The sequence below is a fragment of the Mycobacterium sp. E3339 genome, from assembly GCF_001666915.1.
Taxonomy (GTDB): Bacteria; Actinomycetota; Actinomycetes; order Mycobacteriales; family Mycobacteriaceae; genus Mycobacterium.
Genome location: NZ_LZIZ01000111.1, coordinates 1 through 24547 on the forward strand (window position 1 = coordinate 1; position 24547 = coordinate 24547).

The 24547-nt window shown below is 70.1% G+C and carries 24 protein-coding genes and 2 pseudogenes; 16 read left to right on the forward strand and 10 right to left on the reverse strand.

Translation table 11 applies throughout. The features are described 5' to 3' along the window. Nucleotides 1-158, forward strand: a pseudogene (locus tag A5702_RS27290) (esterase); the annotation flags it as partial. 211 nt (nt 159-369) lie between these two features. Here A5702_RS27290 and A5702_RS10155 read toward each other — a convergent pair. Together A5702_RS10155 and A5702_RS10160 are read right to left on the reverse strand one after the other, a co-directional pair. Beyond that, nucleotides 370-1038 (reverse strand): annotated as a pseudogene (locus tag A5702_RS10155) (patatin-like phospholipase family protein); the annotation flags it as partial. Between the two features lie 90 nt (nt 1039-1128). After that, on the reverse strand, nt 1129-1563 hold the full coding sequence (locus A5702_RS10160; RefSeq protein WP_068220346.1) for a lipoprotein LpqV: 435 nt from the start codon (nt 1561-1563) through the stop codon (nt 1129-1131). A gap of 112 nt (nt 1564-1675) precedes the next feature. Between A5702_RS10160 and A5702_RS10165 the strand changes: the two genes are divergently transcribed. Then, nucleotides 1676-2263, forward strand: a complete 588-nt coding sequence (locus A5702_RS10165; RefSeq protein WP_231633845.1) for a cysteine dioxygenase family protein — start codon at nt 1676-1678, stop codon at nt 2261-2263. Beyond that, nucleotides 2263-2700 carry a rhodanese-like domain-containing protein gene (locus tag A5702_RS10170; RefSeq protein WP_067819310.1) on the forward strand — a complete coding sequence of 146 codons (438 nt, stop codon included), beginning with the start codon at nt 2263-2265 and terminating at the stop codon, nt 2698-2700. The genes A5702_RS10165 and A5702_RS10170 overlap by 1 nt, the downstream gene beginning before the upstream one ends. On the opposite strand, the gene A5702_RS10175 is transcribed toward A5702_RS10170, so the two are convergent. The 3 genes from A5702_RS10175 to A5702_RS10185 are packed head-to-tail and all read right to left on the reverse strand — an operon-like array spanning nt 2701 to nt 6286. Next, nucleotides 2701-4440: an alpha/beta-hydrolase family protein gene (locus tag A5702_RS10175; RefSeq protein WP_068220349.1), complete on the reverse strand. Its 1740-nt coding sequence runs from the start codon at nt 4438-4440 to the stop codon at nt 2701-2703. 7 nt (nt 4441-4447) lie between these two features. Continuing rightward, the gene (locus tag A5702_RS10180; protein WP_068220353.1) at nt 4448-5239 is read right to left on the reverse strand and encodes an enoyl-CoA hydratase; all 792 of its coding nucleotides are present in this window, start codon (nt 5237-5239) and stop codon (nt 4448-4450) included. A 12-nt stretch (nt 5240-5251) separates the two neighbouring features. Beyond that, nucleotides 5252-6286 (reverse strand): enoyl-CoA hydratase/isomerase family protein, encoded by a 1035-nt coding sequence (locus A5702_RS10185; RefSeq protein ID WP_068220377.1) that lies wholly within the window; start codon nt 6284-6286, stop codon nt 5252-5254. A gap of 192 nt (nt 6287-6478) precedes the next feature. Here A5702_RS10185 and A5702_RS10190 point away from each other — a divergent pair, with 192 nt between their 5' ends. The 3 genes from A5702_RS10190 (at nt 6479) to A5702_RS10200 (ending at nt 9521) form a co-directional block, all read left to right on the forward strand. After that, a complete protein-coding gene (locus A5702_RS10190; RefSeq protein WP_055404042.1) occupies nt 6479-7330 on the forward strand; it encodes a Bax inhibitor-1/YccA family protein in 852 nt (283 codons plus the stop codon). Nucleotides 7331-7470: 140 nt separating this feature from the next. Beyond that, nucleotides 7471-8631, forward strand: a complete 1161-nt coding sequence (locus tag A5702_RS10195; protein ID WP_068220356.1) for an NAD(P)/FAD-dependent oxidoreductase — start codon at nt 7471-7473, stop codon at nt 8629-8631. Continuing rightward, a complete protein-coding gene (locus A5702_RS10200) occupies nt 8628-9521 on the forward strand; it encodes an RNA polymerase sigma-70 factor (RefSeq protein WP_156669557.1) in 894 nt (297 codons plus the stop codon). Before A5702_RS10195 ends, A5702_RS10200 begins: the two co-directional genes overlap by 4 nt. Here the strand turns inward: A5702_RS10200 and A5702_RS10205 are convergent. After that, nucleotides 9518-10735: an acetyl-CoA C-acetyltransferase gene (locus A5702_RS10205; RefSeq protein WP_055404024.1), complete on the reverse strand. Its 1218-nt coding sequence runs from the start codon at nt 10733-10735 to the stop codon at nt 9518-9520. The genes A5702_RS10200 and A5702_RS10205 overlap by 4 nt on opposite strands. Before the next feature lie 86 nt (nt 10736-10821). Continuing rightward, nucleotides 10822-11784: an SGNH/GDSL hydrolase family protein gene (locus A5702_RS10210; protein WP_156669558.1), complete on the reverse strand. Its 963-nt coding sequence runs from the start codon at nt 11782-11784 to the stop codon at nt 10822-10824. A 243-nt stretch (nt 11785-12027) separates the two neighbouring features. Here A5702_RS10210 and A5702_RS10215 point away from each other — a divergent pair, with 243 nt between their 5' ends. From A5702_RS10215 to A5702_RS10230, 4 genes are all read left to right on the forward strand, one after another. Then, nucleotides 12028-13095, forward strand: coding sequence for an alpha/beta hydrolase (locus A5702_RS10215; RefSeq protein WP_055404023.1), 1068 nt, complete (start codon nt 12028-12030; stop codon nt 13093-13095). A gap of 67 nt (nt 13096-13162) precedes the next feature. Further along, nucleotides 13163-14557, forward strand: coding sequence for a cystathionine beta-synthase (locus A5702_RS10220; protein WP_055404022.1), 1395 nt, complete (start codon nt 13163-13165; stop codon nt 14555-14557). A 90-nt stretch (nt 14558-14647) separates the two neighbouring features. Further along, the gene (locus A5702_RS10225) at nt 14648-15346 is read left to right on the forward strand and encodes an RDD family protein (protein ID WP_068220363.1); all 699 of its coding nucleotides are present in this window, start codon (nt 14648-14650) and stop codon (nt 15344-15346) included. 47 nt (nt 15347-15393) lie between these two features. Continuing rightward, complete coding sequence (locus A5702_RS10230; protein WP_068220366.1) at nt 15394-16554, forward strand: cystathionine gamma-synthase; 1161 nt, start codon at nt 15394-15396, stop codon at nt 16552-16554. A gap of 40 nt (nt 16555-16594) precedes the next feature. Here the strand turns inward: A5702_RS10230 and greA are convergent, their stop codons facing one another. Both greA and A5702_RS10240 read right to left on the reverse strand, forming a co-directional pair. Next, entirely contained in the window at nt 16595-17089 is a 495-nt protein-coding gene (gene greA / locus A5702_RS10235) for a transcription elongation factor GreA (RefSeq protein ID WP_055404951.1), read from the reverse strand. Nucleotides 17090-17301: 212 nt separating this feature from the next. Further along, on the reverse strand, nt 17302-17736 hold the full coding sequence (locus tag A5702_RS10240) for a DUF4307 domain-containing protein (protein ID WP_067904631.1): 435 nt from the start codon (nt 17734-17736) through the stop codon (nt 17302-17304). Nucleotides 17737-17849: 113 nt separating this feature from the next. On the opposite strand from A5702_RS10240, the gene mca reads away from it, so the two are divergent. From mca to A5702_RS10260, 4 genes are read left to right on the forward strand one after another with little or no spacing between them, the layout of a single operon-like run. Then, nucleotides 17850-18722, forward strand: coding sequence for a mycothiol conjugate amidase Mca (gene mca, locus A5702_RS10245; RefSeq protein ID WP_055404950.1), 873 nt, complete (start codon nt 17850-17852; stop codon nt 18720-18722). Next, nucleotides 18719-19027, forward strand: coding sequence for a hypothetical protein (locus tag A5702_RS10250; RefSeq protein ID WP_068220370.1), 309 nt, complete (start codon nt 18719-18721; stop codon nt 19025-19027). The genes mca and A5702_RS10250 overlap by 4 nt, the downstream gene beginning before the upstream one ends. Further along, a complete protein-coding gene (locus A5702_RS10255) occupies nt 19014-21026 on the forward strand; it encodes a thioredoxin domain-containing protein (protein ID WP_068220373.1) in 2013 nt (670 codons plus the stop codon). The genes A5702_RS10250 and A5702_RS10255 overlap by 14 nt, the downstream gene beginning before the upstream one ends. Before the next feature lie 11 nt (nt 21027-21037). Next, nucleotides 21038-21409 (forward strand): nuclear transport factor 2 family protein, encoded by a 372-nt coding sequence (locus A5702_RS10260; protein ID WP_055404947.1) that lies wholly within the window; start codon nt 21038-21040, stop codon nt 21407-21409. Here A5702_RS10260 and A5702_RS10265 read toward each other — a convergent pair. Next, on the reverse strand, nt 21396-22175 hold the full coding sequence (locus A5702_RS10265; RefSeq protein ID WP_067819292.1) for a hemolysin III family protein: 780 nt from the start codon (nt 22173-22175) through the stop codon (nt 21396-21398). The two genes, A5702_RS10260 and A5702_RS10265, sit on opposite strands and share 14 nt — an antisense overlap. A gap of 157 nt (nt 22176-22332) precedes the next feature. Here A5702_RS10265 and A5702_RS10270 point away from each other — a divergent pair, with 157 nt between their 5' ends. Together A5702_RS10270 and A5702_RS10275 are read left to right on the forward strand one after the other, a co-directional pair. Then, the gene (locus A5702_RS10270) at nt 22333-23121 is read left to right on the forward strand and encodes a (2Z,6E)-farnesyl diphosphate synthase (protein ID WP_055404945.1); all 789 of its coding nucleotides are present in this window, start codon (nt 22333-22335) and stop codon (nt 23119-23121) included. Between the two features lie 19 nt (nt 23122-23140). Next, entirely contained in the window at nt 23141-24520 is a 1380-nt protein-coding gene (locus tag A5702_RS10275) for a hypothetical protein (protein ID WP_055404944.1), read from the forward strand. The last annotated feature ends 27 nt before the right edge of the window (nt 24521-24547 follow it).

A 24547-nucleotide genomic window follows, 5' to 3' on the forward strand; every position in this document is an offset into this window, starting at 1 on the left:
GGCCGGCGTCACGGCCGAGTGGCTGAATCGCATGGTGCGCAGCACCTCCGCGCTGCTCGACACCGCCGCCGCCCGGTCGCTGCTCGACCGGCCGACCGCGCGAGCCGTGCTGGGCAGGTTCGGTGGGTCCACCGGGGAAGCGGACAGTTGGTCGGAGGATCTGGACGCGGAATCGTCTGGGGCCGAAGATGATACGGCCGCTGAACTGGCCGAGATCGGGCCGGATATCCCGAAGCTGGGCAGCTTCGAGGTGATGAATCGGACGATCGACATCGCCCAGGCCGCGCTGGCGCGCCATACGCTGGCGGTCTACCCGCCCGATCTGTTGATCGAGATCCCCCGCTCGACGTGCCGGGGCCTGGAGTTTCACCGGGCGGCGGCGGTGTCGAGCAGCGCGGAGGTGCTGCGCACCATGCGATTCAGCCACTCGGCCGTGACGCCGGCCTCGTCGTCGCGCGCCGCGATCGACTCGCTGCCGGACAGGCTCACCGCGATGGTCACGTCGGCATTGACCGCCGAAAGGGGGGCCATCGGCAGCGGGTCCAGGATGCCGCCGTCGGCCAGCAGGCGCCCGTCCACTTCGTGCGGGGCGATCACGCCCGGGATGGCGATGGACGCGCGGATCGCCTCGTCGACGGGACCGCGCTGAAACCACACCGACTTGCCGGCCAGCAGGTCGGTCGCCACCGCGGTGAAGGGGATGGGCAGCTCCTCGATGGCGACCGGCCCGAGAATGTCGCGCACGGCGTCCAGGATCTTCTCGGCCCGCATCACCCCGGCCGCGCTGATCGAAAAGTCGAGCAGCCGCAGGATGGTGCGCTGGGTCAGGGATTTCGCCCAGTCGGCGAATTCGTCGCGGCGGCCCGCCGCCTCCAGCCCGCCGACCAGCGCGCCCATCGACGAGCCCGCGATCCCGACGATCTCGTAGTCGCGGGCGCGCAGCGCCTCGATCACCCCGATGTGGGCGTAGCCGCGGGCCCCGCCGCTGCCCAGCGCCAAGGCCACGCGGGTGGGTGAGGATCGGCGTCCCTCCGGCATGCCTTCATTTTGCGCGGCGCGAGCGCCCGGCACCGGCCGGGTGGGCACTTTAGGTACCCGTGAATTCAATCGCGCACGAGTTCGAACGGGCTAGCCGCATTCGTCGTTGGCGGCGGCCCGCGCGGCCGTGATCACGGCCGCCTGCCGGGCCGGCGTCAGGTCCGCCCAGCGGGCGTTCCAGCTGCCCGCGGTGCCCGACGGTGCGGCCTGGACCATCCCCAGATAGGGCTCGAACAGCGACTGACCGGTCCTGGGCTGGGCGTCCATCCACACTTTCGCGGCGTGACAGGCCTGGTAATACTCTTCCTCGGTCGAATTCGCGGGAACGTCGACCCGGGTCGTCACGCCGGCGGGGGACAGCCCGACCGCCCCCGCCGGCGCCGCCCCGGGGCCCGCCGGCCGCGCCGGCGAGGACGCGGGCGTGCCGGTCGGGGCGCCCGGCGAGCACCCCGCGACCGCCGACAACCCGACCGCCACGACGACGACCGTGCCCCACAGTCGGGGTCGATGACCGCACCAGCGCACCCTGCCAATCTATGCAACACTGGCGGCCGTGATGGAGCGCTTCGGATTTTGCGAGTGTTGTCGGCCCTAACCCGCCGCCGCCCGTCCGAACCCCTTTCTCTGGAGCTCCACCATGTCGTTGCCCTTAGCGAGCCGTGCGCCCGTCGCCGCCCCGACCGCGTTGCGCCCGCGCACCATCTCGTCCCCGGCGTCCGGGCCCACCCGCCTGCGGGTTCCCGACCTCCTGCACGCCACCGACCAGGCCGCCGACGATGTGCTGAGCGGACGGTGCGACCACTTGCTGCCGCCGGGCGGGATCCCCGAGTCGCGCCGCTGGTTCACCCGCATCCACGGTGACGAGGAGCTGGACGTCTGGCTGATCAGCTGGGTCCCCGGTCATCACACCGAGCTGCACGACCACGGCGGATCCCTGGGCGCGCTGACGGTCGTGTCCGGGTCGCTCAACGAGTTCCGGTGGGACGGCCGCGCCCTGCGGCACCGCCGATTGGACGCCGGCGATCAGGCCGGGTTTCCCCTGGGTTGGGTGCACGACGTGGTGTGGGCGCCGCGCCCCGTGTCGGTGTCCGTCCCACCGCGGCCGTCGCTCAGCGTGCATGCCTACTCGCCGCCGCTGACCGCGATGTCCTACTACGAGGTGACCGGCCGAAATCGGTTGCGCCGCCAACGGACCGAACTGACCGACCAACCGGAAGGACCGTGATGAGCCGCATCGACGTCGTGTTGAGATCCGCCCGGCGCCGCCTCCGTCGTCTTCCCGCCGCCGAAGTGCCCGACGCGATCCGGCGCGGGGCGGTGCTGGTCGACATCCGGCCGCAGGCCCAACGTTTGCGCGAGGGCGAGATCCCCGGCGCGCTGGTGATCGAGCGCAACGTCTTGGAGTGGCGCTGCGACCCGACCAGCGATGCCAGGCTGCCCGAGGCCGTCGGCGACGACGTCGAATGGGTGATCGTGTGCTCGGAGGGCTACACGTCCAGCCTCGCGGCGGCCGCGCTGCTCGACATCGGCCTGCACCGCGCCACGGACGTCGTCGGCGGCTACCACGCGCTCGCGGGTGCCGGTGTGCTCGAACAACTTTCTCCGGCCCCGGTGGACGCCGGGCCGGGACCGTTCGCCGACTCCGGGCGCCGCTGGCTCTAGCTACCCGGTGGAGGTGGCCTCCGAATGCAGCAGCGGCCGTAGCTTGTTGGTCTTCTCCGGCGTCCAACCCGGCGGGGAGAGCACCGCGGCCCAACCGTCGGCCGCGTCGGCGACGTAGTGGTGGCCGTGCCCCTCGGGCACGTCGACCGCCACCGCCATGTCCGCCGACACCTGCAGGAACGTCACCACCGGGATCCAATGTGTTTCGGGCAGCACGTCGTAGCCCCGCCGCTCCCGCAGCCAATCGGGTTGGCTGAACAGCAGATCGGGGGACCACCAGGCGATCGGATCCGAGGCGTGCTGCAGATAGACCACCCGCGGTCGGTCCCACGCGGAGTTCGGGCGGCCCAAATTGCTTGGGCGCGCGACGAACCGGACGTACTTGCCGTGGTCGTAGATCGGCAGCCACTCCGGGGAACCGGCGTCGCGCGTGGACGTCAGGTCGGTCCAGATGGTGTTCTGGAACGTCGGTCCGCTGAACAGGGCGCCGTCGGTGCGCGCGAGGACGTTGTTGAGGCTCATGAACGGCGCCTCGCCGCCGAACGATCCCAGGCTTTCGCCGAAGACGACGAGCTTGGGCCGTTGGGCCTCGGGCATCTGGCGAATCAGGCGATCGACGGCCTCGAACAGCGCCTGCCCGGCGTGCCGGGCGTTCTCCTTGTCCACCAGGAAGGACAGCCAGCTCGGCAGGAACGAGTACTGCATGCTGACGATCGCGGTGTTGCCGTTGTACATGTACTCGAGCGCGTCGGCCTCGGCCTCGTTGATCCAGCCGGTGCCGGTGGTCGTGGCGACGGCGACGACCGCGCGCTGCAGTCCGCCGGTGCGCTGCAGCTCGCGCGCGGCGAGTTCGGCGGTCGCGGTGATGCCGTCCGCGGAGTTCAGCCCGGCGTAGGCGCGGATCGGCTCGGCCGCCGGCACGCCGTTGAACTCGCTGAGCTGGGCGACCGTGGGCCCGGCCTCCACGAAGATGCGGCCTTGGTGGCCAAGGGATTCCCACGACACGAGCGACTCGGGGCCACCGGATCGCAGCGGCGTCTTCGGCGGCGCGGTGTCGGGATTCATCTCGTTGTTCGCCGAGGCGAAGGTGTTGTTCATGGTGCGCATCGCGAACTTGAGCACGACACCGTTGAGCAACGTGATGGTGAGTACCACCAGCAACGCCACCACGATGGTCGCTGACAGTCGGAAAGGCGCGATGCGGTCGACCTGAGCGACCAGGAACCTGACCAGCAACCGGATGAACTGGCCGATCTCGACGAGCGTGAACAGCACCACCAGGGACAGCCCCGCGGCCACCGGGTAGTCGTACCACTGCAGGTGCGCGACGCCCATCAGGTCGCGCACGTTGTCCTGCCAGACGTGGAACCAGATCGCCATCAACACCATGCCGAGCGCACCGACCGGGATCAGCACCATCCACGCCCACCGCGGCGGCGGCGGGCTGTGATCCTTGGCGCGCATGTAGCGGACCAGCCACACGGCGAAAACGCCCAGCCCGTAACCGATGGCGCCGGAGATCCCGCTGACCAACGCCTGGAACAGCGCCCCCCGGGGCAGCAGTGACGGCGTCATGGAGAACCAGATGAAGACGAGCCCGACCGTGGTGCCGGTGAACGTGTAATGGCGTACCCACCAAGGCTTTCGGGTCGAGAGCGGCGCCTCGGTTTCCGGGGCGGCCTCGGGTCCGGCCTCCGGGCCCGGGACTTCCTCGGTGACGGCTGATCCGGGTTCGCTCATCGCAGGCCTACCGGTGCGTGAAGTTGGGAGTGCGCTTTTCGATGAACGCCGTCATGCCTTCGGACTGGTCCTCGGTCGCGAAGGTGGAGTGAAAGAGCCGACGTTCGTAGAGCAGCCCCTCGGTCAGGGTCGATTCGAACGCGCGGTTGACGGCCTCCTTGGCCATCCGGGCCGCCGACCGCGACATTTGGGAAATGGTGGTGGCGACGGCCTTGGCCTCGGTCAGCAGGTCGTCGGCCGGCACGACGCGCGAAACCAGGCCGCTGCGTTCGGCTTCGGCGGCGCCGATGGTGCGCCCGGTCAGGATGAGGTCCATGGCCTTGGCCTTGCCGATGGCGCGGGTCAGCCGCTGCGAGCCGCCCATGCCGGGCAGCACGCCGAGTTTGATCTCCGGCTGACCGAATTTCGCGGTGTCCGCGGCGATCAGCACGTCGCACATCATGGCGAGCTCGCAGCCGCCGCCGAGCGCGTGGCCGGCCACCGCGGCGATGGTCGGGGTGCGCACGGCCGCCAGTTTTGCCCAGGGGGCGAAGAAGTCCGCGCCGAACGCCTCGGCGAACGTCAGGCCGGCCATCTCCTTGATGTCGGCGCCCGCGGCGAACGCCTTGGCCGAACCGGTGATGATGATCGCCCCGATTCCCGGATCCTTATCGAATTCCGTTGCCGCCGCGGTGACTTCGTTCATCACCTGGGTGTTCAGCGCGTTGAGCGCCTTCGGCCGGTTCAGGGTGATGATGCCGACGCGCTCCTCGCGCTCGACCAGGATCGTTTCGTAGCTGCTGGAGGTCGTGTCTGTCACCGAATCGCCTTTCTAGAAACTCAGGTCGTCGTCGACCGGGGTGAAATACGCTTCGACGTCGGCCGCGGTCACCTCGGCCAGCGTCGCCGGCGACCACTGCGGGTTGCGATCCTTGTCGATCAGCTGCGCCCGGATGCCCTCCACCAGGTCGTGTGACCGCAGCGACGCCGACGACACCCGATAGTCCTGAACGAGAACGTCTTTCACCGTGTCGAGTTTCGCGGCGCGCCGGATGGCCGCCAAGGTCACCGACAACGAGATCGGCGATCGGGTGGCGATCAGGTCGGCGGCCGCGCCGGCGGGGCCGCCGCGCCCGCGAAGCGCGGCGACGATGTCCTCGACCGTGTCGCCGGCGTAGCAATCGTCGATCCAATCCCGTTGTGCGGCAAGCTCACTGGGCGGCGGCTCAACGGCGTGCCGGGACAGCGCGCTGTCGACCCCGTCGGCGACGATCGCGCGGGTGAACGCCTCGAGCTCACCGTGCGGCACGTAGTGGTCGGCGAACCCCATCGCGATGGCGTCGGCGCCGGTGAACGGCGCCCCGGTGAGCGCGGCGTGCCGGCCCAGCCCGCCGGGCGCCCGGGAGAGCAGGAACATCCCGCCGACGTCGGGCACGAAGCCGATGCCCACCTCCGGCATCGCGATCTTGGAGGTATCGGTCACCACCCGGGTGTCCGCGTGCGCGCTGACGCCGACCCCGCCACCCATCACGATGCCGTCCATCAGCGCGACGTAGGGCTTGGCGAAGTCGGCGATCTGGGCGTTGAGCTGATACTCGTCGCGCCAGAACCGCCGCGCCTCGACCCCGTCCTTGCGGGCGCTGTGGTAGATCGAGACCACGTCGCCGCCCGCGCACAACCCGCGTTCGCCGGCGCCGGAGAGCACCACCGCCCGCACCGCGTCGTCGGACGCCCAGCGGGTGAGAACGGCGCTCAGCGCGTCCACCATCGGCTGGTTGAGCGAGTTGATCGCCTTGGGGCGGTTGAGCGTGATCAGACCGACGTTGCCGTCGACACGGGTGAGAACCTCATCGGATCCGTCGGTCACGCCCTGGCCTCCCATCGCCGCCATCCTCGACGAAAAATCTAGATCGTGACGACCGGCGCGATACCCGCGGGTAAGGGTTATCTTTAACGCGACGACAGCAGCAAATACTCCAGGTCGGCCGGGAACCCGGACGGGACGCTGATCGTTGAGATTGTGTTCGCACAGCTCGAAGCCAATAGAGAGGATCCGACGGTGCGGGAGACAAGCAATCCGGTATTTCGTTCGTTGCCCAAGCAACAGGGCGGATACGCGCAATTCGGCACGGGCGCGGCCCCGATGCCCGGGTACGGTGCCGACCCCTACGCGGCCCCCTACCAGGCCCCGTACCAGGAGGCCAGGGCCTCGCGTCCGCTGACCATCGACGACGTCGTCACCAAGACCGGCATCACGCTGGCCGTGTTGGCGGTGTCCGCGGTGGTGTCCTACTTCCTGGTGGCGTCCAACCTCGCGCTGGCGATGCCGCTGACCATGATCGGCGCGCTCGGCGGCCTGGGCCTGGTGCTGGTCGCCACCTTCGGCCGCAAGCAGGACAGCCCGGCCATCGTGCTCAGCTACGCCGTGCTCGAGGGGCTGTTCCTGGGCGCCGTCTCGTTCGTGTTCGCCAACTTCTCGGTCTCGCACGCGAACGCGGGCGCCCTGATCGGGGAGGCCGTCCTGGGCACCTTCGGGGTGTTCTTCGGGATGCTCGTCGTCTACAAGACGGGCGCGATCCGGGTGACGCCCAAGTTCACCCGGATGCTGGTCGCGGCCATGTTCGGCGTGCTGGCCCTGATGCTCGGCAACTTCGTGCTCGCGATGTTCCACGTCGGCGGCGGCACCGGCCTGGGCCTGCGCAGCGGCGGGACGGTCGCGATCATCTTCTCGCTGGTCTGCATCGGCATCGCGGCGTTCAGCTTCCTGATCGACTTCGATGCGGCCGACCAGATGGTGCGCGCCGGCGCGCCGGACAAGGCGGCCTGGGGCATCGCGCTGGGCCTGACCGTGACCCTGGTCTGGCTGTACCTCGAGATCCTGCGGCTGCTCAGTTACCTGCAGAACGACTAGCCGCGACTGACACGAAAAAACCGGCACGCCCCGCCAGCGTGCCGGTTTTTTTGCGCGTTTGCGTGACCCGATGTCACAACCGCGACGGCTGGATGCGTCTGCTTGTTGTCAGCACACATTCGCTCGCGAAAGGCAGCATCATGAAGCACATCGTGATCATCGGCGCCGGCTACGCCGGCATGGCGGCGACCACCCGCTTGGCGCGTCGGGTCAAGGGCCGCGACGACGTCCGCGTCACCCTGGTCAACCCCCAGGCTCGTTTCACCGAGCGGCTGCGCCTGCACCAGACGGCTTCGGGCCAGCGGCTGGCCGACCTCCAGATTCCGGACATGCTCGCCGGCACCGACGTCGAGTTCGTGCGGGGATGGGTCACCGGAGTCGACGCCGACGCGCGGACCGTCCGGCTCGACGACGAGCGCACCATCGGCTACGACACGCTGGTATACGCGCTCGGCAGTGTCGCCGACACCGAGGCCGTGCCCGGTGTCGACGAATTCGCCTACACCCTCAACACCGCCCACGACGCCGGGCTGCTGGCCCAGCAGCTGGATCGGCTCGACACCGGCACGGTGGTGGTCGCCGGCGGCGGCCTGACCGGAATCGAATCGGCGGCCGAGATCGCCGAGCGCCATCCGGAACTCGACGTCGTCCTGGTGAGCCGGCAGGAGCCCGGATCGAGGATGGGCGCCGAGGCGCGCGCCCGCCTGAATTCCGGGTTGACCCGGTTGGGCGTGCGGGTCCGTGCGGGCGTCGACGTCGTCAAGGTGATGCCCGACGGGGTCGCCCTGGCCGACGGCGAGGTCGTCGCGGCGCGGGCGGTGCTGTGGACGACGGGAGTGCGGGTGTCGCCGGTGGCGGCCGCCGCGGGCCTGCGGGTCGACGAGCGCGGCCGGATCATCACCGACGCGGCGCTGCGTTCGGTGTCCCACCCGAACGTGTACGTCGTCGGCGACGCCGCGGCGGTTCGGCAGGGATACGGCCTCGTGCACGGCACCTGCCAGAGCGGCATCCCGACCGGCGTGCACGCCGCCGCCAACATCGTGCGAGAGCTGAAGGGCAAGCAGCCCAAGCGGTTCCGGTTCGGCTTCATCCACCAGCCGGTGAGCCTGGGACGCCACGACGGCGTCATCCAGTTCACCCGGCCCGACGACAGCCCGACGCGTTTCTATCTGGCCGGCCGGTGGGCGGTGGCATACAAGGAGACGGTGAGCGCCAGCCCCTGGACGACCTACCGGCTGCTCAAGCTGCTGCCCGCGCTGGGCGCCGTGACATGGCGGCGCGGTGGGGGCTTCACCCGATGAGCACCGACGAGCGCACGTTCATTGAACACTGGAAACTGTTGTTCGCCATCGCCTATCGGATTCTGGGGTCGGCCGCCGACGCCGAAGACGTCGTTCAGGATGCGTGGCTGAAGTGGTCGGCGGCCGATCGCGGTCAGGTCGCCGACCCCAAGGCCTACCTGTCCCGCATCGTGTCGAATCTGTCGATGGAACGACTGCGCTCGACTCGGCGCCAGCGGGAGACCTACGTCGGGCCGTGGCTTCCCGAGCCGATCCTCACGAGCGAGGACACGGCCGAGGACGTCGCGGCCGCCGAATCGGTGTCGATGGCGATGCTGGTGGTGCTCGAGACGCTGAGCCCGCTGGAGCGTGCGGTGTTCGTGCTCAAGGAGGTGTTCGACTTCAGCTACGCCGAAATCGCTTCGGCCGTCGAGCGTTCCGAGGCGGCCGTGCGCCAGGCGGGCCACCGCGCCCGCAACCACGTGCAGGCCCGCCGGCCCAGGTTCGAGGCCGACCGCGGCAAGAAACGGGCGGTCACCGAACGCTTCTTCGCCGCGGCGACCGGCGGGGACATCAACGACCTCATGCAGCTGCTCGCCCCCGACGTCACGCTATGGACGGACGGCGGCGGAAAGGTGCGCCAGGCGCTGCGCCCGGTCGAGGGCATGGCCAAGGTCGCCGCCTGGCTGGCCGGGGTCACCAAACGCCCCTACGAAGGCGTCGAAATCGCCGACATGACAGCCGAAGTCGTCGACATCAACGGCGGACCGGGCATCGTTTTCTCGGCCGCCGGCCGCGTGATCGCCACGCTCACCGTCGAACTCGACGCGGACGGGCGCATCGCCACCATCCACAACGTGGCCAACCCGGACAAGCTGCGCGCCGTTGCCGATGGTGTTCGGCGCGGTTAGCTCAGCCGCTCGATGATCATCGCCATGCCCTGCCCGCCGCCGACGCACATGGTCTCCAAGCCCAGCGTCTTGTCGTGCGTCTGCAGGTTGTTGATCAGCGTGGTCGCGATCCGCGCGCCGGTCATGCCGAACGGGTGGCCCAGCGCGATCGCCCCGCCGGACACGTTCAGCTTGTCCTCGTCCATGCCCAGCTCGCGCGCCGAACCCAGCACCTGGACGGCGAACGCCTCGTTGATCTCGTAGAGGTCGATGTCGTTGATCGACATGCCGGCGCGGGCCAACGCCTTCTTGGACGCCTCGATCGGGCCCAGCCCCATGATCTCCGGCGAGAGACCGCTCACGCCGGTGGAAACGATGCGCGCCAGCGGCGTCAGGCCGAGTTCCTTGGCCTTGGTGTCGCTGGTGATCACCAGCGCGGCGGCGCCGTCGTTCAGCGGGCAGGCGTTGCCCGCGGTGACGGTGCCGTTGGGCCGGAACACCGGCTTGAGCTCGGAAACCTTCTCGTACGTGGTGCCCGCGCGCGGCCCGTCGTCCTTGGCCACGGTCGTGCCGTCCGGCAGGGTCACCGGGGTGATCTCCCGCTCGAAGAACCCGCTGTTGATCGCCTCCTCGGCCCGGTTCTGGCTGCGCACGCCCCAGCGGTCCTGCTCTTCGCGGCTGACGCCAGTCAGGATGGCGACGTTCTCGGCGGTCTGGCCCATGGCGATGTAGACGTCGGGCAGGTTGCCGTCGGCGCGGGGGTCGTGCCACTCGTCGGCCCCCGCGGCCGCCGCCGACGTCCGCTCCTGGGCCTCGTCGAACAGCGGGTTCTTGGTGTCGGGCCACGAGTCGGAGTTGCCCTTGCCGAACCGGGACACCGTCTCCACGCCGGCGGAGATGAACGCGTCACCCTCGCCGGCCTTGATCGCGTGGAACGCCATCCGCGTCGTCTGCAGCGAGGACGAGCAGTACCGGTTCACGGTGGTGCCGGGCAGGAAGTCGAAGCCGAGCTCGACGGCGACGACGCGGGCCATGTTGAAGCCGGACTCGCCGCCCGGCAGGCCGCAGCCCAGGATCAGGTCGTCGATCTGGTGCGGGTTGAGCGCCGGCACCTTGTCCAGCGCGGCCCGCACCATCTGGGCGGCCAGGTCGTCGGGCCGCATGGACACCAGCGACCCCTTCATCGCCCGGCCGATCGGCGAGCGAGCGGCGGAGACAATTACGGCTTCAGGCATGACGGTTCCCTTCAAATCCCTTCCGGATGGGACAAGCTCGCTCCGTACACCGGGTGGTGATTCCACGCCGACGGGCTAGCTCGAATCTAGTCGTTGCCGACCGGTGGGTGCGCAGACGGGGCGGGCCCCGGCGCCGGGCGCCGCCACAGCCGCGACATCACGCTGTGCCGGGTGTGGCGCGGGCCGAGGACCGGCTCCGTCATTGACGCCGCCAACTCCAGCGGCGGCAGGTCGACCTCGACGTCCAACGCTTCGCACAGCGCGCGTAGCAGCGCATCGGCCGCGATCGCGTACGCGGGGGCGGACGGGTGAAAGCCGTCCGGGGAGAACATCACGTGGGGCGTGGAGCGGAATTGCGGGGTCAGCAACTGCGCCAGCGGCACCGGCAGGCCGCCGGCGGCCCGAACCGCGGCGGCCTGGGCGCGCGCGAGCTGCGAACAGCGCTCGTGGGCGAGCGAGCGCAGCGGCTGCGGGATCGCGGTGATGACGCCCAGGTCCGGGCACGTGCCGGCGATCACCACCGCGCCGCGGGCGCGCAGCTTGCGGACGCTGAGCCCGAGCCGCTGCGCCGACTGGCTGACGCCGTTGAGGGCCGTCACGTCGTTGGCGCCGACCATGATCACCGCCGCGTCCGGCGGCGCCCCCGCCACGAACATCGCGTCCACCTGACCGCACACGCCCTTCGACGTCGCGCCGACGATGGCCTTGGTGCTCAGCCGGATCCGCTTGCCGGTCTGCTCGGCGAGGCCGCGCGCGATCCGCACGCCCGGCACCTCTTCGGCGCTCGCGCAGCCGTAGCCGGCGGCGGTCGAGTCGCCGAAGATCATCAGGCTCAGGTCGAAGGGCACGCCGCGGTGCCACCGTTCCACCGGCCCGCCGCCCGGGCTGTACACCCCGTCGGCGCGCGGGGGAATGTCCCACGACTTGGGGATGACCGTGCGCGCGTGTGTCGCCTGGCCGACTAGCAGGTTGCGCGCCCCCAGGTATGCGGTTCCTGTCGAGGCGAGTGCGCCTGCAGTGGCCAGGGCGATCGCCGAACGGCGAGGCACCCGCATGGTCACGACACCAGTTTAGTTCGGCTCGCATGTTTGCGGGGCCCGCTGACCAACAATGTGGTCACGGCCCGAACCGAAGTTGGTAACAAATCGGACTCTTTAAACGTTCTCTTAAGAAGTGGCTGTCAAGCTGAGTTCGCGGGGTTGGCTGAGCGCCCGGCGTGAATGGCTGAACCAGACGCTCAGCTGCCTCGTCACATGCTGTATCGCACTACAACGGCGTAGAAAGTGTTGAGCATGAGCGCACCCGGCAGAGTATCCGGCTCCCCCCGGAATGCCCTTCGTCCTCACGAAGTCCTTAGGGTCCGACGGGCCAAGACCCGCAAGTTCGCCATGAGCGATGGGGCGCCGGTCGAGGTTCTCGAATCGGGGCCAAGCGTTGCTGCGCGGGTGGCGAACCTGACGTCGCGGGTGACTATCCGGCCGGTGCTGTCCGCCGGCAGCCACGTCCCGAACTTCCCCTGGCCGTGGGGCCTGATCGACCTGGCGGCCCGCGTGGTCCTGCCGGTGTCGGCCACCGTCCGCGAGACGGTGAAGCTGCCGAACGCGTCGGCGCAGCTGGTGCGTGCGCCCGGTGTGCTGCCCGCCGACGGCACCCGCCGCGTGGTCGTCTACTTCCACGGCGGGGCGTTCCTGACCTGCGGGGCGAACTCGCACGGCCGGCTGGTCGAGACCCTGTCGAGGTTCGCCGACTCGCCGGTCCTGGTGGTCAACTACCGGCTGCTGCCCAAGCATTCGATCGGGATGGCCCTCGACGACTGCCACGACGGCTACCAGTGGCTGCGGCTGCACGGCTACCAGCCCGAGCAGATCGTGCTGGCCGGCGACTCGGCGGGCGGCTACCTGGCGCTCGCGCTGGCGCAACGCCTCCAGGCCGAAGACGAGGAGCCGGCGGCCCTGGTGATGATCTCGCCGCTGCTGCAGCTGGCCAAGGAAGACAAGCAGGCGCATCCCAACATCAACACCGACGCGATGTTCTCGCACCGGGCCTTCGACGCGCTGGCCGCCCTGGTGGCCAGCGCGGCCGACAAGCACAAGATCGCGGGGCGGCCCGAGGAGATCTACGAGCCGTTGGAGCACATCAAAGCGGGCCTGCCGCGGACGCTGATCCACGTCTCGGGGTCCGAGGTGTTGCTGCACGACGCGCGGCTGGCGGCCGACCGGCTCGCGGCGGCCGGGGTGCCGGCCGAGGTGCGGGTGTGGCCCGGCCAGATCCACGACTTCCAGCTGGCCGCCCCGATGGTGCCGGAGGCGGTCCGCTCGCTGCGGCAGATCGGCGACTATATCCGCGAGGCCACCGAGTAGCGACCGCCACCGCCCGCCGGGGCGAGCACATCGTGCACCCGCGGAAGCCGCCTGACACCATGAAGGCATGCGGATCGCCCAGCACATCAGTGAGCTCATCGGCGGCACGCCGCTCGTTCGCCTGAATTCCGTCGTTCCCGACGGCGCCGGAACCGTGGCCGCCAAGGTCGAGTACCTCAATCCCGGTGGTAGCTCGAAGGATCGGATCGCGGCGCGGATGATCGACGCCGCCGAGGCGAGCGGGCTGCTGAAGCCCGGCGGCACCATCGTCGAACCGACCTCGGGCAACACCGGCGTCGGCCTGGCGCTGGTGGCCCAGCAGCGCGGCTACAAGTGCGTGTTCGTCTGCCCTGACAAGGTCGGCGAGGACAAGCGCAACGTGCTGCTCGCCTACGGCGCGGAGGTGGTGGTGTGCCCGACGGCGGTCCCGCCCGAGCACCCGGACAGCTACTACAGCGTCTCCGACCGGCTGACCCGTGAGATCGACGGCGCGTGGAAGCCCGACCAGTACGCCAACCCGGAAGGCCCGGCCAGCCACTACGCCACCACCGGCCCGGAGATCTGGGCCGACACCGACGGCAAGATCACCCATTTCGTCGCCGGCATCGGCACCGGCGGCACGATCACCGGCGCGGGCCGCTACCTCAAAGAGGTGTCGGGCGGGGCCGTCCGCGTCATCGGCGCCGACCCCGAGGGCTCGGTGTATTCCGGCGGCACCGGACGGCCCTACCTGGTGGAGGGCGTGGGCGAGGACTTCTGGCCGGCCGCCTACGACCCGACCGTGCCCGACCAGATCATCGCGGTGTCCGACTCCGACTCGTTCGACATGACCCGGCGGCTGGCCCGGGAGGAGGCGATGCTGGTCGGGGGGTCGTGCGGGATGGCGGTGGTGGCCGCGCTGAAGGTCGCCGAGGAGGCCGGCCCCGACTCGCTGGTCGTGGTGCTGCTGCCCGACGGCGGCCGCGGCTACATGGCGAAGATCTTCAACGACGCCTGGATGTCGTCGTACGGCTTCCTGCGCAGCCGGCTCGACGGTTCCACCGAGGAGTCCACGGTGGGCGACGTGCTGCGCGGCAAATCCGGCGCCCTGCCCGACCTGGTGCACACCCATCCGTCCGAAACCGTGCGCGACGCCATCGGGATCCTGCGCGAGTACGAGGTGTCCCAGATGCCCGTGGTCGGCGCCGAGCCGCCGGTGATGGCCGGCGAGGTCGCGGGCAGCGTCTCCGAGCGCGAGCTGCTGTCGGCCGTCTTCGAGGGCCGCGCCAAGCTGGCCGACGCCGTCTCGCAGCACATGAGCCCGCCGCTGCCGATGATCGGCGCGGGCGAGTTGGTCAGCGCGGCCGGCAAGGCGCTGCGCGACTGGGACGCCTTGATGGTGGTCGAGGAGGGCAAGCCGGTCGGCGTCATCACCCGATATGACCTGCTCGGATTCCTCTCGGACGGGCCGCGGCGACGCTAGCGGGCGCGCCACGCAAGTCTCGCCCGGCCGCTGTGCGCTCAGGTACTGTAATGCGGCCTGGTTCAGCTGGTCCGCAGTGGAAGGGTGCTCATGACCGATCAACCGCCGTCCGGCGGCGCTTACCCGCCACCTCCGCCGCCGCCCGGATCACCGGGTGGGCAGGAGACCCCGCCCGCACCCACCGGCGCTTCCTACCCGCCGCCACCGCCGCCGGGCGGTTCGTACCCTCCGCCCCCGCCGTCCTCCGGTGGCTACGCGCCGCCGCCTCCGGGACCGGCGATCCGCACGTTGCCGACGGAGTCCTACACCCCGTGGCTCACCAGGCTGGTGGCGTTCATCATCGACATCCTCCCGTACGCCGTCGTGCACGGCATCGGGACCGGGATCCTGGTCGCCACCCAGCAGACGTCGTGCGTCACCGACGTCACGCAGTACGCCGTCAACCAGTACTGCGCCACGCAGAACTCGACCATCGGCTTGGCCGTGCAGTGGTTGGCGTCGCTGGTGGGGCTGGCCTATCTCATCTGGAACTACGGCTACCGCCAGGGCACCACCGGGTCGAGCGTCGGCAAGTCGGTGATGAAGTTCAAGGTGGTCAGCGAGGTCACCGGCCGGCCGATCGGGTTCGGGATGTCCGTTGTGCGGTCGCTGGCCCACTTCGTCGACGCGATCATCTGCTTCATCGGTTTCCTTTTCCCGCTGTGGGATTCGAAGCGGCAGACGCTGGCCGACAAGATCATGACGACGGTCTGCCTGCCGCTCGACGGGACCGAGGAGCACGCGGGCTAGTCGTGCGGGCGCGGTCGGACCGTCGGCCGTCGCTAGGCTGATCGTCGATGAGCGCCGACCGCACCGGACACTTCACCGGACTCGCCACCAAAGCGATTCACGCCGGCTACCGGCCGGACCCGGCGACCGGGGCGGTCAACGCCCCGATCTACGCCAGCAGCACGTTCGCCCAGGACGGCGTGGGTGCGCTGCGCGGCGGATTCGAGTACGCGCGCACCGGTAATCCGACGCGCGCCGCGCTGGAGGCCTCGCTGGCCGCGGTCGAGGAGGGCCGCTACGGCCGGGCGTTCGGTTCCGGCATGGCCGCCACCGACTGCGCGCTGCGGGCGATGCTGCGGCCCGGCGACCACGTGATCATCCCCAACGACGCCTACGGCGGCACCTTCCGGCTGATCGACAAGGTGTTCACGCAGTGGAACGTCGGATACACGCCGGTGGCGCTGTCCGACGTGGACGCGGTCCGCGCGGCGCTCACCCCGCAGACGCGGCTGATCTGGGTGGAAACCCCGACCAACCCGCTGCTGTCCATCGCCGACATCGCGGCGCTTGCCGAACTTGGCTCGCAGTCGTCGTCAAAGGTCTTGGTGGACAACACCTTTGCCTCGCCCGCGCTGCAGCAGCCGTTGACGCTGGGCGCCGACGTGGTGCTGCATTCGACCACCAAATACATCGGGGGCCACTCCGACGTGGTAGGCGGTGCGCTGATCACCGACGACCCGGAGCTGGACGAGGCGTTCGCGTTCCTGCAGAACGGCGCCGGCGCGGTGCCCGGACCGTTCGACGCCTACCTGACCATGCGCGGCCTCAAGACGCTGGTGCTGCGGATGCAGCGGCACAGCGAAAACGCTTCGGCGGTGGCCGATTTCCTCGCCGGGCATCCGGCGGTGAGCGCCGTGCTGTACCCCGGCCTGCCCGGTCACCCCGGGCACGAGGTCGCCGCCCGGCAGATGCGCGGGTTCGGCGGCATGGTGTCGGTGCGGATGCGGGGCGGCCGGGAGGCCGCCCGGGAACTGTGCGCCCGCACCGAGGTGTTCATCCTGGCGGAATCGCTCGGCGGCGTGGAGTCGCTGATCGAGCACCCCAGTGCGATGACGCACGCGTCGACGGCAGGCTCCCAGTTGGAGGTGCCCGACGACCTGGTGCGGCTGTCGGTCGGCATCGAAGACGTCGCCGACCTGCTGGCCGACCTGGAGCAGGCGCTGGCCTAGACAGCCGAGCAAGGGGGCGGTGCCCCCAGCTCGCGTGCGGTTAGGAGTGGTAGGGCTCCGCGCTGACGAGCGTGACCTCGACGGTGTTGCCGTTCGGCACGACGTAGCTGCGGGTCTCGCCCACCTTGGCGTCGATCAGGGCGCCGCCGAGCGGGGAGTTGGGCGAGTACACCTCGAGCTTGCCGTCGTTGACGCCCTCCTGGCGGGTGGCGATCAGGAACGTCTCGCTGTCCGACTTGTCGCCGTTGTAGTAGACCTTCACCACCGAACCCGGCAGCGCGATGCCGGACTGCTTGGGCGCCTCGCCGACCTTGGCGTTGTTGAGCAGGTCCTGCAGCTGGCGGATGCGGGCCTCCTGCTGGCCCTGCTCCTCGCGGGCGGCGTGGTAGCCGCCGTTCTCGCGCAGGTCCCCTTCTTCCCGGCGGTCGTTGATCTCCGCGGCGATGACCGGACGATTCGCGATCAATTGATCGAGCTCCGCCTTCAGCCGGTCATGTGACTCCTGGGTCAGCCACGTCACCGAAGTGTCCGTCATCTCGTCGTGCTCCTCATGTTGTCGTTCCGCGTATTCGCGTAAGCCTGTTGACCCCGCCGCCGGAGGTATCCGGGTTCTCTCCCCGAGTGCTGCCGATCCGTTGTGCTCACGGCCTTAATGCAGCAATACACGGTCCCATCAGGAACCGTGCATTCACCCATGTTACCACCGCGCAAACAATTGATAACCCCAAATTCGCAGTTCGGCTGTTGTTACGGGCCGGCGCCCGGCCGCAGATAAGCCGGCACGTCGGTGCCGCACCCGTAGATGTCCGCCATCACCGGCGGTTTGCTGGACTTCACCGTGGTGGTCAGCTGCACCGTCGCCGCGTCGGACGGCGGAACCAGCACCTCCCGCCTGCCCGACTCGCCCCCGTCCTTGGCCCGCACCCGCACGATGCAGTCCACCGGCCGCGACGGATCCGATCGCGTCACGCTGATCGTTACTGAGGCCGTCTGGTCGTCGATCACCCGATAGCTGGCCAGCGTGCCCGTTACGGGACTGGTGCCCAGCCGGTGGTAGCCGACGATCGCGATCACCAGGCCGGCCGCGACCACCAGCACGCCCAGGCCGACGATCACCCAACGCCGGGGCACCCGCGAGCGCCCGTACCGGGCCTCGGGACGCGAGGGCGAAGTTTCGGTCATGTCTGGGTATGCCTGAACGGTCGGCTGCCCGGCACCGGCCGGCAGCATGCAACGATCTGAAGAACTGGAATTATAGGTTCGTACCGGCGACCAGTGGACCGACGAGGGGGCACGTGAGCGAACTGCGGTTGATGGCGGTGCACGCCCACCCCGACGACGAGTCCAGCAAGGGCGCGGCCACCCTGGCCCGCTACGCCGACGAGGGTCACCGGGTGCTGGTGGTGACGCTGACGGGCGGGGAGCGCGGCGACATTCTCAACCCGGCGATGGACCTGCCCGAGGTGCACGGGCACATCGCCGAGATCCGCCGTGACGAGATGGCCAAGGCCGCCGAGATCCTGGGCGTCGAGCACACCTGGCTCGGCTTCGTCGACTCCGGCCTGCCCAAAGGGGATCCGCCGCCCCCGCTGCCCGAAGGGTGCTTCGCGCTGGTGCCGCTGGAAGAATCGGTCGAGGCGCTGGTGCGCGTGGTCCGCGAATTCCGCCCGCACGTGATCACCACCTACGACGAGAACGGCGGCTACCCGCACCCGGATCACATTCGCTGCCACCAGGTTTCGGTCGGCGCCTTCGAGGCGGCCGGAGACTATCGGCGATTTCCGGACGCGGGCGAGCCCTGGACGGTGTCCAAGCTCTACTACATCCACGGGTTCCTGCGGGCCCGCATGCAGTTGCTGCACGACGAGGCCGTCAAACACGGTCACGAACCCCCGTTCGCCAAGTGGCTCGAGCACTGGGACGCCGCGCACGACCCGTTCGAGTCGCGGGTGACCACCCGGGTTGAGTGTTCGGCGTATTTCAGCCAGCGCGACGACGCGCTGCGGGCGCACACCACCCAGATCGACCCGGAGCACGACTTTTTCGCCGCGCCCATCGAATGGCAGCAGCGACTGTGGCCGACGGAGGAATTCGAACTGGCGCGCTCGCGGGTCCCGGTCAAGCTGCCCGAGGACGACCTGTTCGCCGGAATCGAGAGCGACGGGTGAACCACCTCATCCTGTTGGCGGGTGCGCTGGCCGACGGCGCGCCGCAACACACCGGGCCGGACTTCGGCAAGGCCAGCCCGATCGGGCTGTTGATCGTCGTGGTGCTGTTGATCGCCACCCTGTTGCTGTTGCGCTCGATGAACAAGCAACTGAAGAAGGTGCCCGAGTCGTTCGACCCCAAACACCCCGAGCCCGACCAGGCCGCCGACGAGGGCACCGACGAGGTCGACGACGCCGGCGGGCAGCCCCCGGGCCCGGCGGGCGGATCGCAGCGGGCACCGGGATCCGGCGATGAGCCCGGCTGACCCTGCCGCGACGAACACCCTCCGGCTGGCCACCAGCCCGTACCTGCGTCAGCACGCCGACAACCCGGTGCACTGGCAGCAGTGGACCCCGCAGGCGCTGGCGGCCGCGGCCGAGCGCGACGTGCCGATCCTGCTCTCCATCGGCTACGCGGCCTGCCACTGGTGTCACGTCATGGCCCACGAGTCGTTCGAGGACGACGCGGTGGCCGCGGCCATGAACGCCGGATTCGTCTGCATCAAGGTCGACCGGGAGGAACGCCCGGACCTCGACGCCGTCTACATGAACGCCACCGTCGCGCTGACCGGGCACGGCGGCTGGCCGATGACGTGTTTCCTGACGCCGGACGGCCGGCCCTTCTTCTGCGGCACCTATTACCCGAAAGACGGCTTCCTTCAGCTTCTTTCGGCGGTGTCCGCCACCTGGGAGCAGCGTCGCGCGGAGGTTGAGGAGGCCTCGGATCACATCGCCGGCGAGCTTCGCGCGATGGCGGGCGGGCTGCCCTCCGGTGGGCCCGCCGTCGCGCCGGAGCTGTGCGACCACACCGTCGCGTCGGTGCTGGCCGACCAGGACGCGGTGCACGGCGGCTTCGGCGGCGCGCCCAAGTTCCCGCCGTCGGCGCTTCTCGAGGCGTTGCTGCGCAACCACGAACGCACCGGGTCACCGGAGGCGTTGCGGGCGGTCGCGCACACCGCCACCGCGATGGCCCGCGGCGGCATCTACGACCAGCTGGCCGGCGGCTTCGCCCGCTACAGCGTCGACAACGCTTGGGTGGTACCGCATTTCGAGAAGATGCTGTACGACAACGCGTTGCTGCTGCGCGCCTACGCGCACTGGGCCCGGCGGACCGGAGACCCGCTGGCGCGCCGGGTCGCGGCGCAGACCGCGCGCTTTCTGCTCGAGGATCTCGCCGACGGCGCCATGTTCACCTCGTCGCTGGACGCCGACGCCGACGGCCGGGAGGGATCGACCTACGTCTGGACTCCCGAACAGCTGACGCAAGCGCTCGGTCCCGACGACGGACCCTGGGCGGCAACGGTTTTCGCGGCATCCTCGACCGGCAGCTTCGAACACGGCACCTCGGTGCTGCAACTGCCCGCCGACCCCGACGATCCGCAGCGGCTGGAGCGCGTCCGCGCCGCGCTGTTGGCCGCCCGGCTCACCCGACCCCAGCCCGGACGCGACGACAAGGTCGTCACGTCGTGGAACGGCCTCGCCATCACCGCGCTGGCCGAGGCCAGCGTGGCCTTGGACGATCCCGGGCTGGCCGACGCCGCGCAAGCCTGCGCGGCCGCCCTGCTGGGTTTGCACGTCGTCGACGGGCGGCTGCGGCGCGCCAGCCTCGCCCGCGTGGTCGGCGACAGCGCCGCGATCCTCGAGGACCACGCGATGCTGGCCACCGGCCTGCTCGCCCTCTACCAGCTGACCGCCGACGCGGCCTGGCTCACCGCGGCGACCGGCCTGCTCGACACCGCGCTGCAGCGCTTCGCCGATCCGCAGCAGCCCGGCCGCTGGTTCGACACCGCCGACGACGCCGAGCGGTTGATGCTGCGCCCCGCCGACCCGTTGGACGGGGCGACCCCGTCGGGCGCGTCGTCGATCACCGAGGCGCTGCTGACCGCGGCGCATCTCGTAGACGGTGAGCGCGCGGACCGGTATTTGCGGGCGGCGGCCGACGCGTTGGACGCGCATTCGGTGCTGCTGGAGCGCGCGCCGCGCTCGGCGGGGCACTGGCTGGCGGTGGCGGAGGCCGCGGTTCGCGGGCCGCTGCAGATCGCCGTCGCCGGCGATCCGGCGCGGTCGGCGCTGCTGGCGCACGCGCGCCGGTTGGCGCCCGGCGGGGCGATCGTGGTGGGCGGAGAGAAGGACTCGTCGGCGCTGCTGGCCGGCCGCGACCGGGTATCCGGCGCGGACGCCGCCTACGTCTGCCGCGGCCGGGTGTGCGACCTGCCGGTCACCGCCGCCGAAGACCTGGCGCGGGCGCTGGCCGCGCCACGGTAGCGTGACGTCTCATGCCGAGCGCCGAGCACATCACCGACACGGTCAACCGCTACATCGAACTGGTGGCCAAGGGCGCCGCCGACGAGATTGTCGAGCTGTATGCCGATGACGCCACCGTCGAGGACCCGGTCGGCGGCGAGGTGCACATCGGCCGCCAGGCCATCCACGGCTTCTACTCCGGGGTCAACGACCTGCAGCGCGAGTGCGAACTGGTGACGCTGCGCGTCTCGGGCAACGAGGCCGCCTTCCATTTCCGCCTCACGATCGTCGCGGGGGAGCACCGGATGGTGATCGAGCCGATCGATGTGATGGCGTTCGGTGAGGACGGCAAGATCGCCCACATGAAGGCGTACTGGTCGGCCGCCGACGTCACCCAGCAGTAGCCGCCAGCCAGGCGCCGGTCCCGGTGTAGAAGACCGCGAACCACATGGCGATGTAGTGCAGGATCGCCGCGACGGCGGTGAAGGCGTGGAAGATCTCGTGGTAGCCGAACGTGCTGGGCCACGGGTCGGGCCAGCGCAGCGCGTAGAAGATGCCGCCGACGCTGTAGAACACGCCGCCGGTGGCCAGCAGCACCATCGCGGCCACACCCGCTTCGTGCAGGATCGTGGGGCAGAACCACACGGCCACCCACCCGAGCAGGATGTAGAGCGGCACACCCAGCCAGCGCGGGGACGTCGGCCAGCACACCTTGAGCAGGATGCCCGCCGCCGCGCCGCCCCAGACGATGCATTCGACCAGCATCCCGGTGTTCTGCGGCATGGCCAGCCGCGCGAACGGCGTGTAGCTGCCGGCGATGAACACGAAGATCATCGAGTGGTCGAGCCGCTTCATCAGGTTGCGGGCGGCCTCGGACTTCCAGTGCACCCGGTGGTAGGTGGCGCTGACGGCGAACATCGCCACCGTGGCCGCCGCGTAGACCAGCGTCGAGTGCCCGGCGCGCGGCGAGGAAACCGCCCACGACACCGAGACCAGCGTCGCGCCGGTGATCACGGCCAACCACGCCGAGTAGAAGTGGATCCAGCCCCGCATGCGGGGCTTGGTCAGGGCGTTGGCCGCGCTTTCGACAAGCTGTTCGACCGTATTGCCCGGCGTGATGGCCTCGGACTCGCGCTCCGGGCTGGCGGGTGTGCTCGTCTGGCTGCTCATATCTCCTGGGGCCTCGTCGTGCAGGTCGGGAAACTGACCAGTGGCTGATTACCCGCCACAGTAATGGCGAACCGTCGTCCGGTGCTGCCCGCCTCGCGGTGAGATCCCCTGATTGGCAGGGGGGAATTTGGTGTAGCTCACAGTAGGCTGAGTCTCCGTGGAAATTATCCCGCCGCGTCTCAAAGAGCCGCTGTATCGCGTCTACGAGCTTCGGCTGCGGCAGGGCCTGGCCTCCTCCAAATCGGACCTGCCCCGCCACATCGCGGTCCTGTGCGACGGCAACCGGCGGTGGGCCCGCGACGCCGGCTACGCCGACGTCAGCTACGGCTACCGGATGGGCGCCGCGAAGATCGCCGAGATGCTGCGCTGGTGCCAGGAAGCCGGCATCGAAATGACCACCGTCTACCTGCTGTCCACCGAGAACCTGCAACGCGATCCCGACGAGCTGGCGGGGCTGATCGAGATCATCACCGACGTCGTCGAGGAGATCTGCGCGCCGGCGAACCGCTGGAGCGTGCGCACCGTCGGCGACCTGGAGCTGCTCGGCGAGGAGCCGGCCCGGCGGCTGCGCGACGCGGTGGAGTCGACGCCCGTCACGGCGCCGTTCCACGTCAACGTCGCGGTGGGCTATGGCGGGCGGCGCGAGATCGTCGACGCGGTGCGGGCGTTGCTGAGCAAGGAGCTCGCCAACGGGGCGTCGGCCGAGGAGCTGATCGACGCGGTGAGCGTGGACGGCATCTCCGAAAATCTTTACACCTCTGGGCAACCCGATCCCGATCTGGTGATCCGCACGTCGGGCGAGCAGCGCCTGTCGGGGTTTTTGTTGTGGCAGAGCGCGTATTCGGAGATGTGGTTCACCGAGGCGCACTGGCCCGCGTTCCGCCGGGTCGACTTTCTGCGCGCGCTGCGCGACTACAGCCAGCGGCACCGCAGATACGGCAAGTAGTCCGTGCCAAACTAGGTTCATGGCTGCGCTGTCGGCGGTGGTGTTCACGCTGAGCGGGTGGCTCGGGTTGTACCTGCTGGCTCGCGATCCGCGTAAGCCGGTGCTCGTGTTGGCGGCGATCGGGTTGTGCGGCTTCGCGCTTGTGGTCGGGTTGGACGCGGTGCGGACGGCAAGCCCCGCGTACGCCCACGCGCTCAGCCGCGTCGAGATCTATCTGGTGGCCATCCCCGGCGTGGCGTGGTTCGCGGTGCTCGTCGAGCTGGCGCGGCCCAGCGACGGCGCGCGGGCGCGCACCCGCGAGTTGCTGCTCGTGGCCGGGGTCGCCGCGCTGACCCTGTTCGGGGCCGCGCTGGCCGGCAGCGTCGAGGGGCCGTTGCGGGCGGGCCACTGGGTGATGTTCGCGGTGATCTCGTTGTCCACCTTCGGCGCGATGGCGGTCGCGCTGCGGCAGCCGCGCCGGCCCCGGTCGGCCGTCGGGCTCGCCGTGGTCGCGACCCTGTTCTTCGCGCTGGGTAACGCCATCCTGATCATCCCGCTGGGCCTGGTGCCCAGCTGGGTCGCGCTGGCGTCGACGAGCCTCGACGTCCTCTCGCTCGGGCTGGCCGTCGCCCTGTGGGACGCCTTCGACGAGGGCCAGGCGTTGCGCGCCGACATGCTGCGCTCGTTCGCCGGCTCGGTGGCGGTGGCGGTGCTCTTCGGCGGCCAGGCGCTGATCGGCCTGGCGCTCACCCGCGCCGACGCGGCCGCCCAAACCGCGCTCACGGTGCTGTTGTTCACCAGCCTGGCGGTCGCGATCAGCGTACAGGTGCTCGCCGATCCGCTGGCCGGCCTGCTCGACCGGCTGGCGTTCTCGAAATCGCCTGCGCTACGCGAGGATCGGGCGGCGCTGCGGAACACCGGCGCGGCGCTGCCGTTGCGGTCGGTGGACCCGCTCGACCACGTCGACGACGCGGCGTTCGCGCGGCTCACCCGGCGCGCCCTGGGTCACTACGGCGACCTGAGCAAGCTGGTGGCCAGCCCGTTGACCGCGCTGCCCGTCATCGACGAGCGGCTCGCCGCCCGGGGCGCGCCCGACCATCCGCTGGAGCGGGCCAACGAACTCAAAGCGGTGCTGGCCGAGGCGGTCGGGCGGCTCAAGCCGCGCGACGCCGGCGATTTCGGCACCACCGAACAGTGGCGGCACTACAACTCGCTGTACTTCCCCTACGTCGTCGGCGTGCGCGCGTACGCGCAAAACGCCACCGCCGCCGGGCTTGATCCGATCGCGCGGCAAGCCTGGCAGTGGTTGGTCACCGAGGTCCCGCAGCGCTCGCTGCACAACTGGCAGAACGCCGCCGCCCGGCTGATCGCCGCGGACCTGCGCGGCCGGGTCGCGGTGAGCACCGACCGGCCCCTGTGACTGCTGGGGCGGGTGGCCAACTGGCTC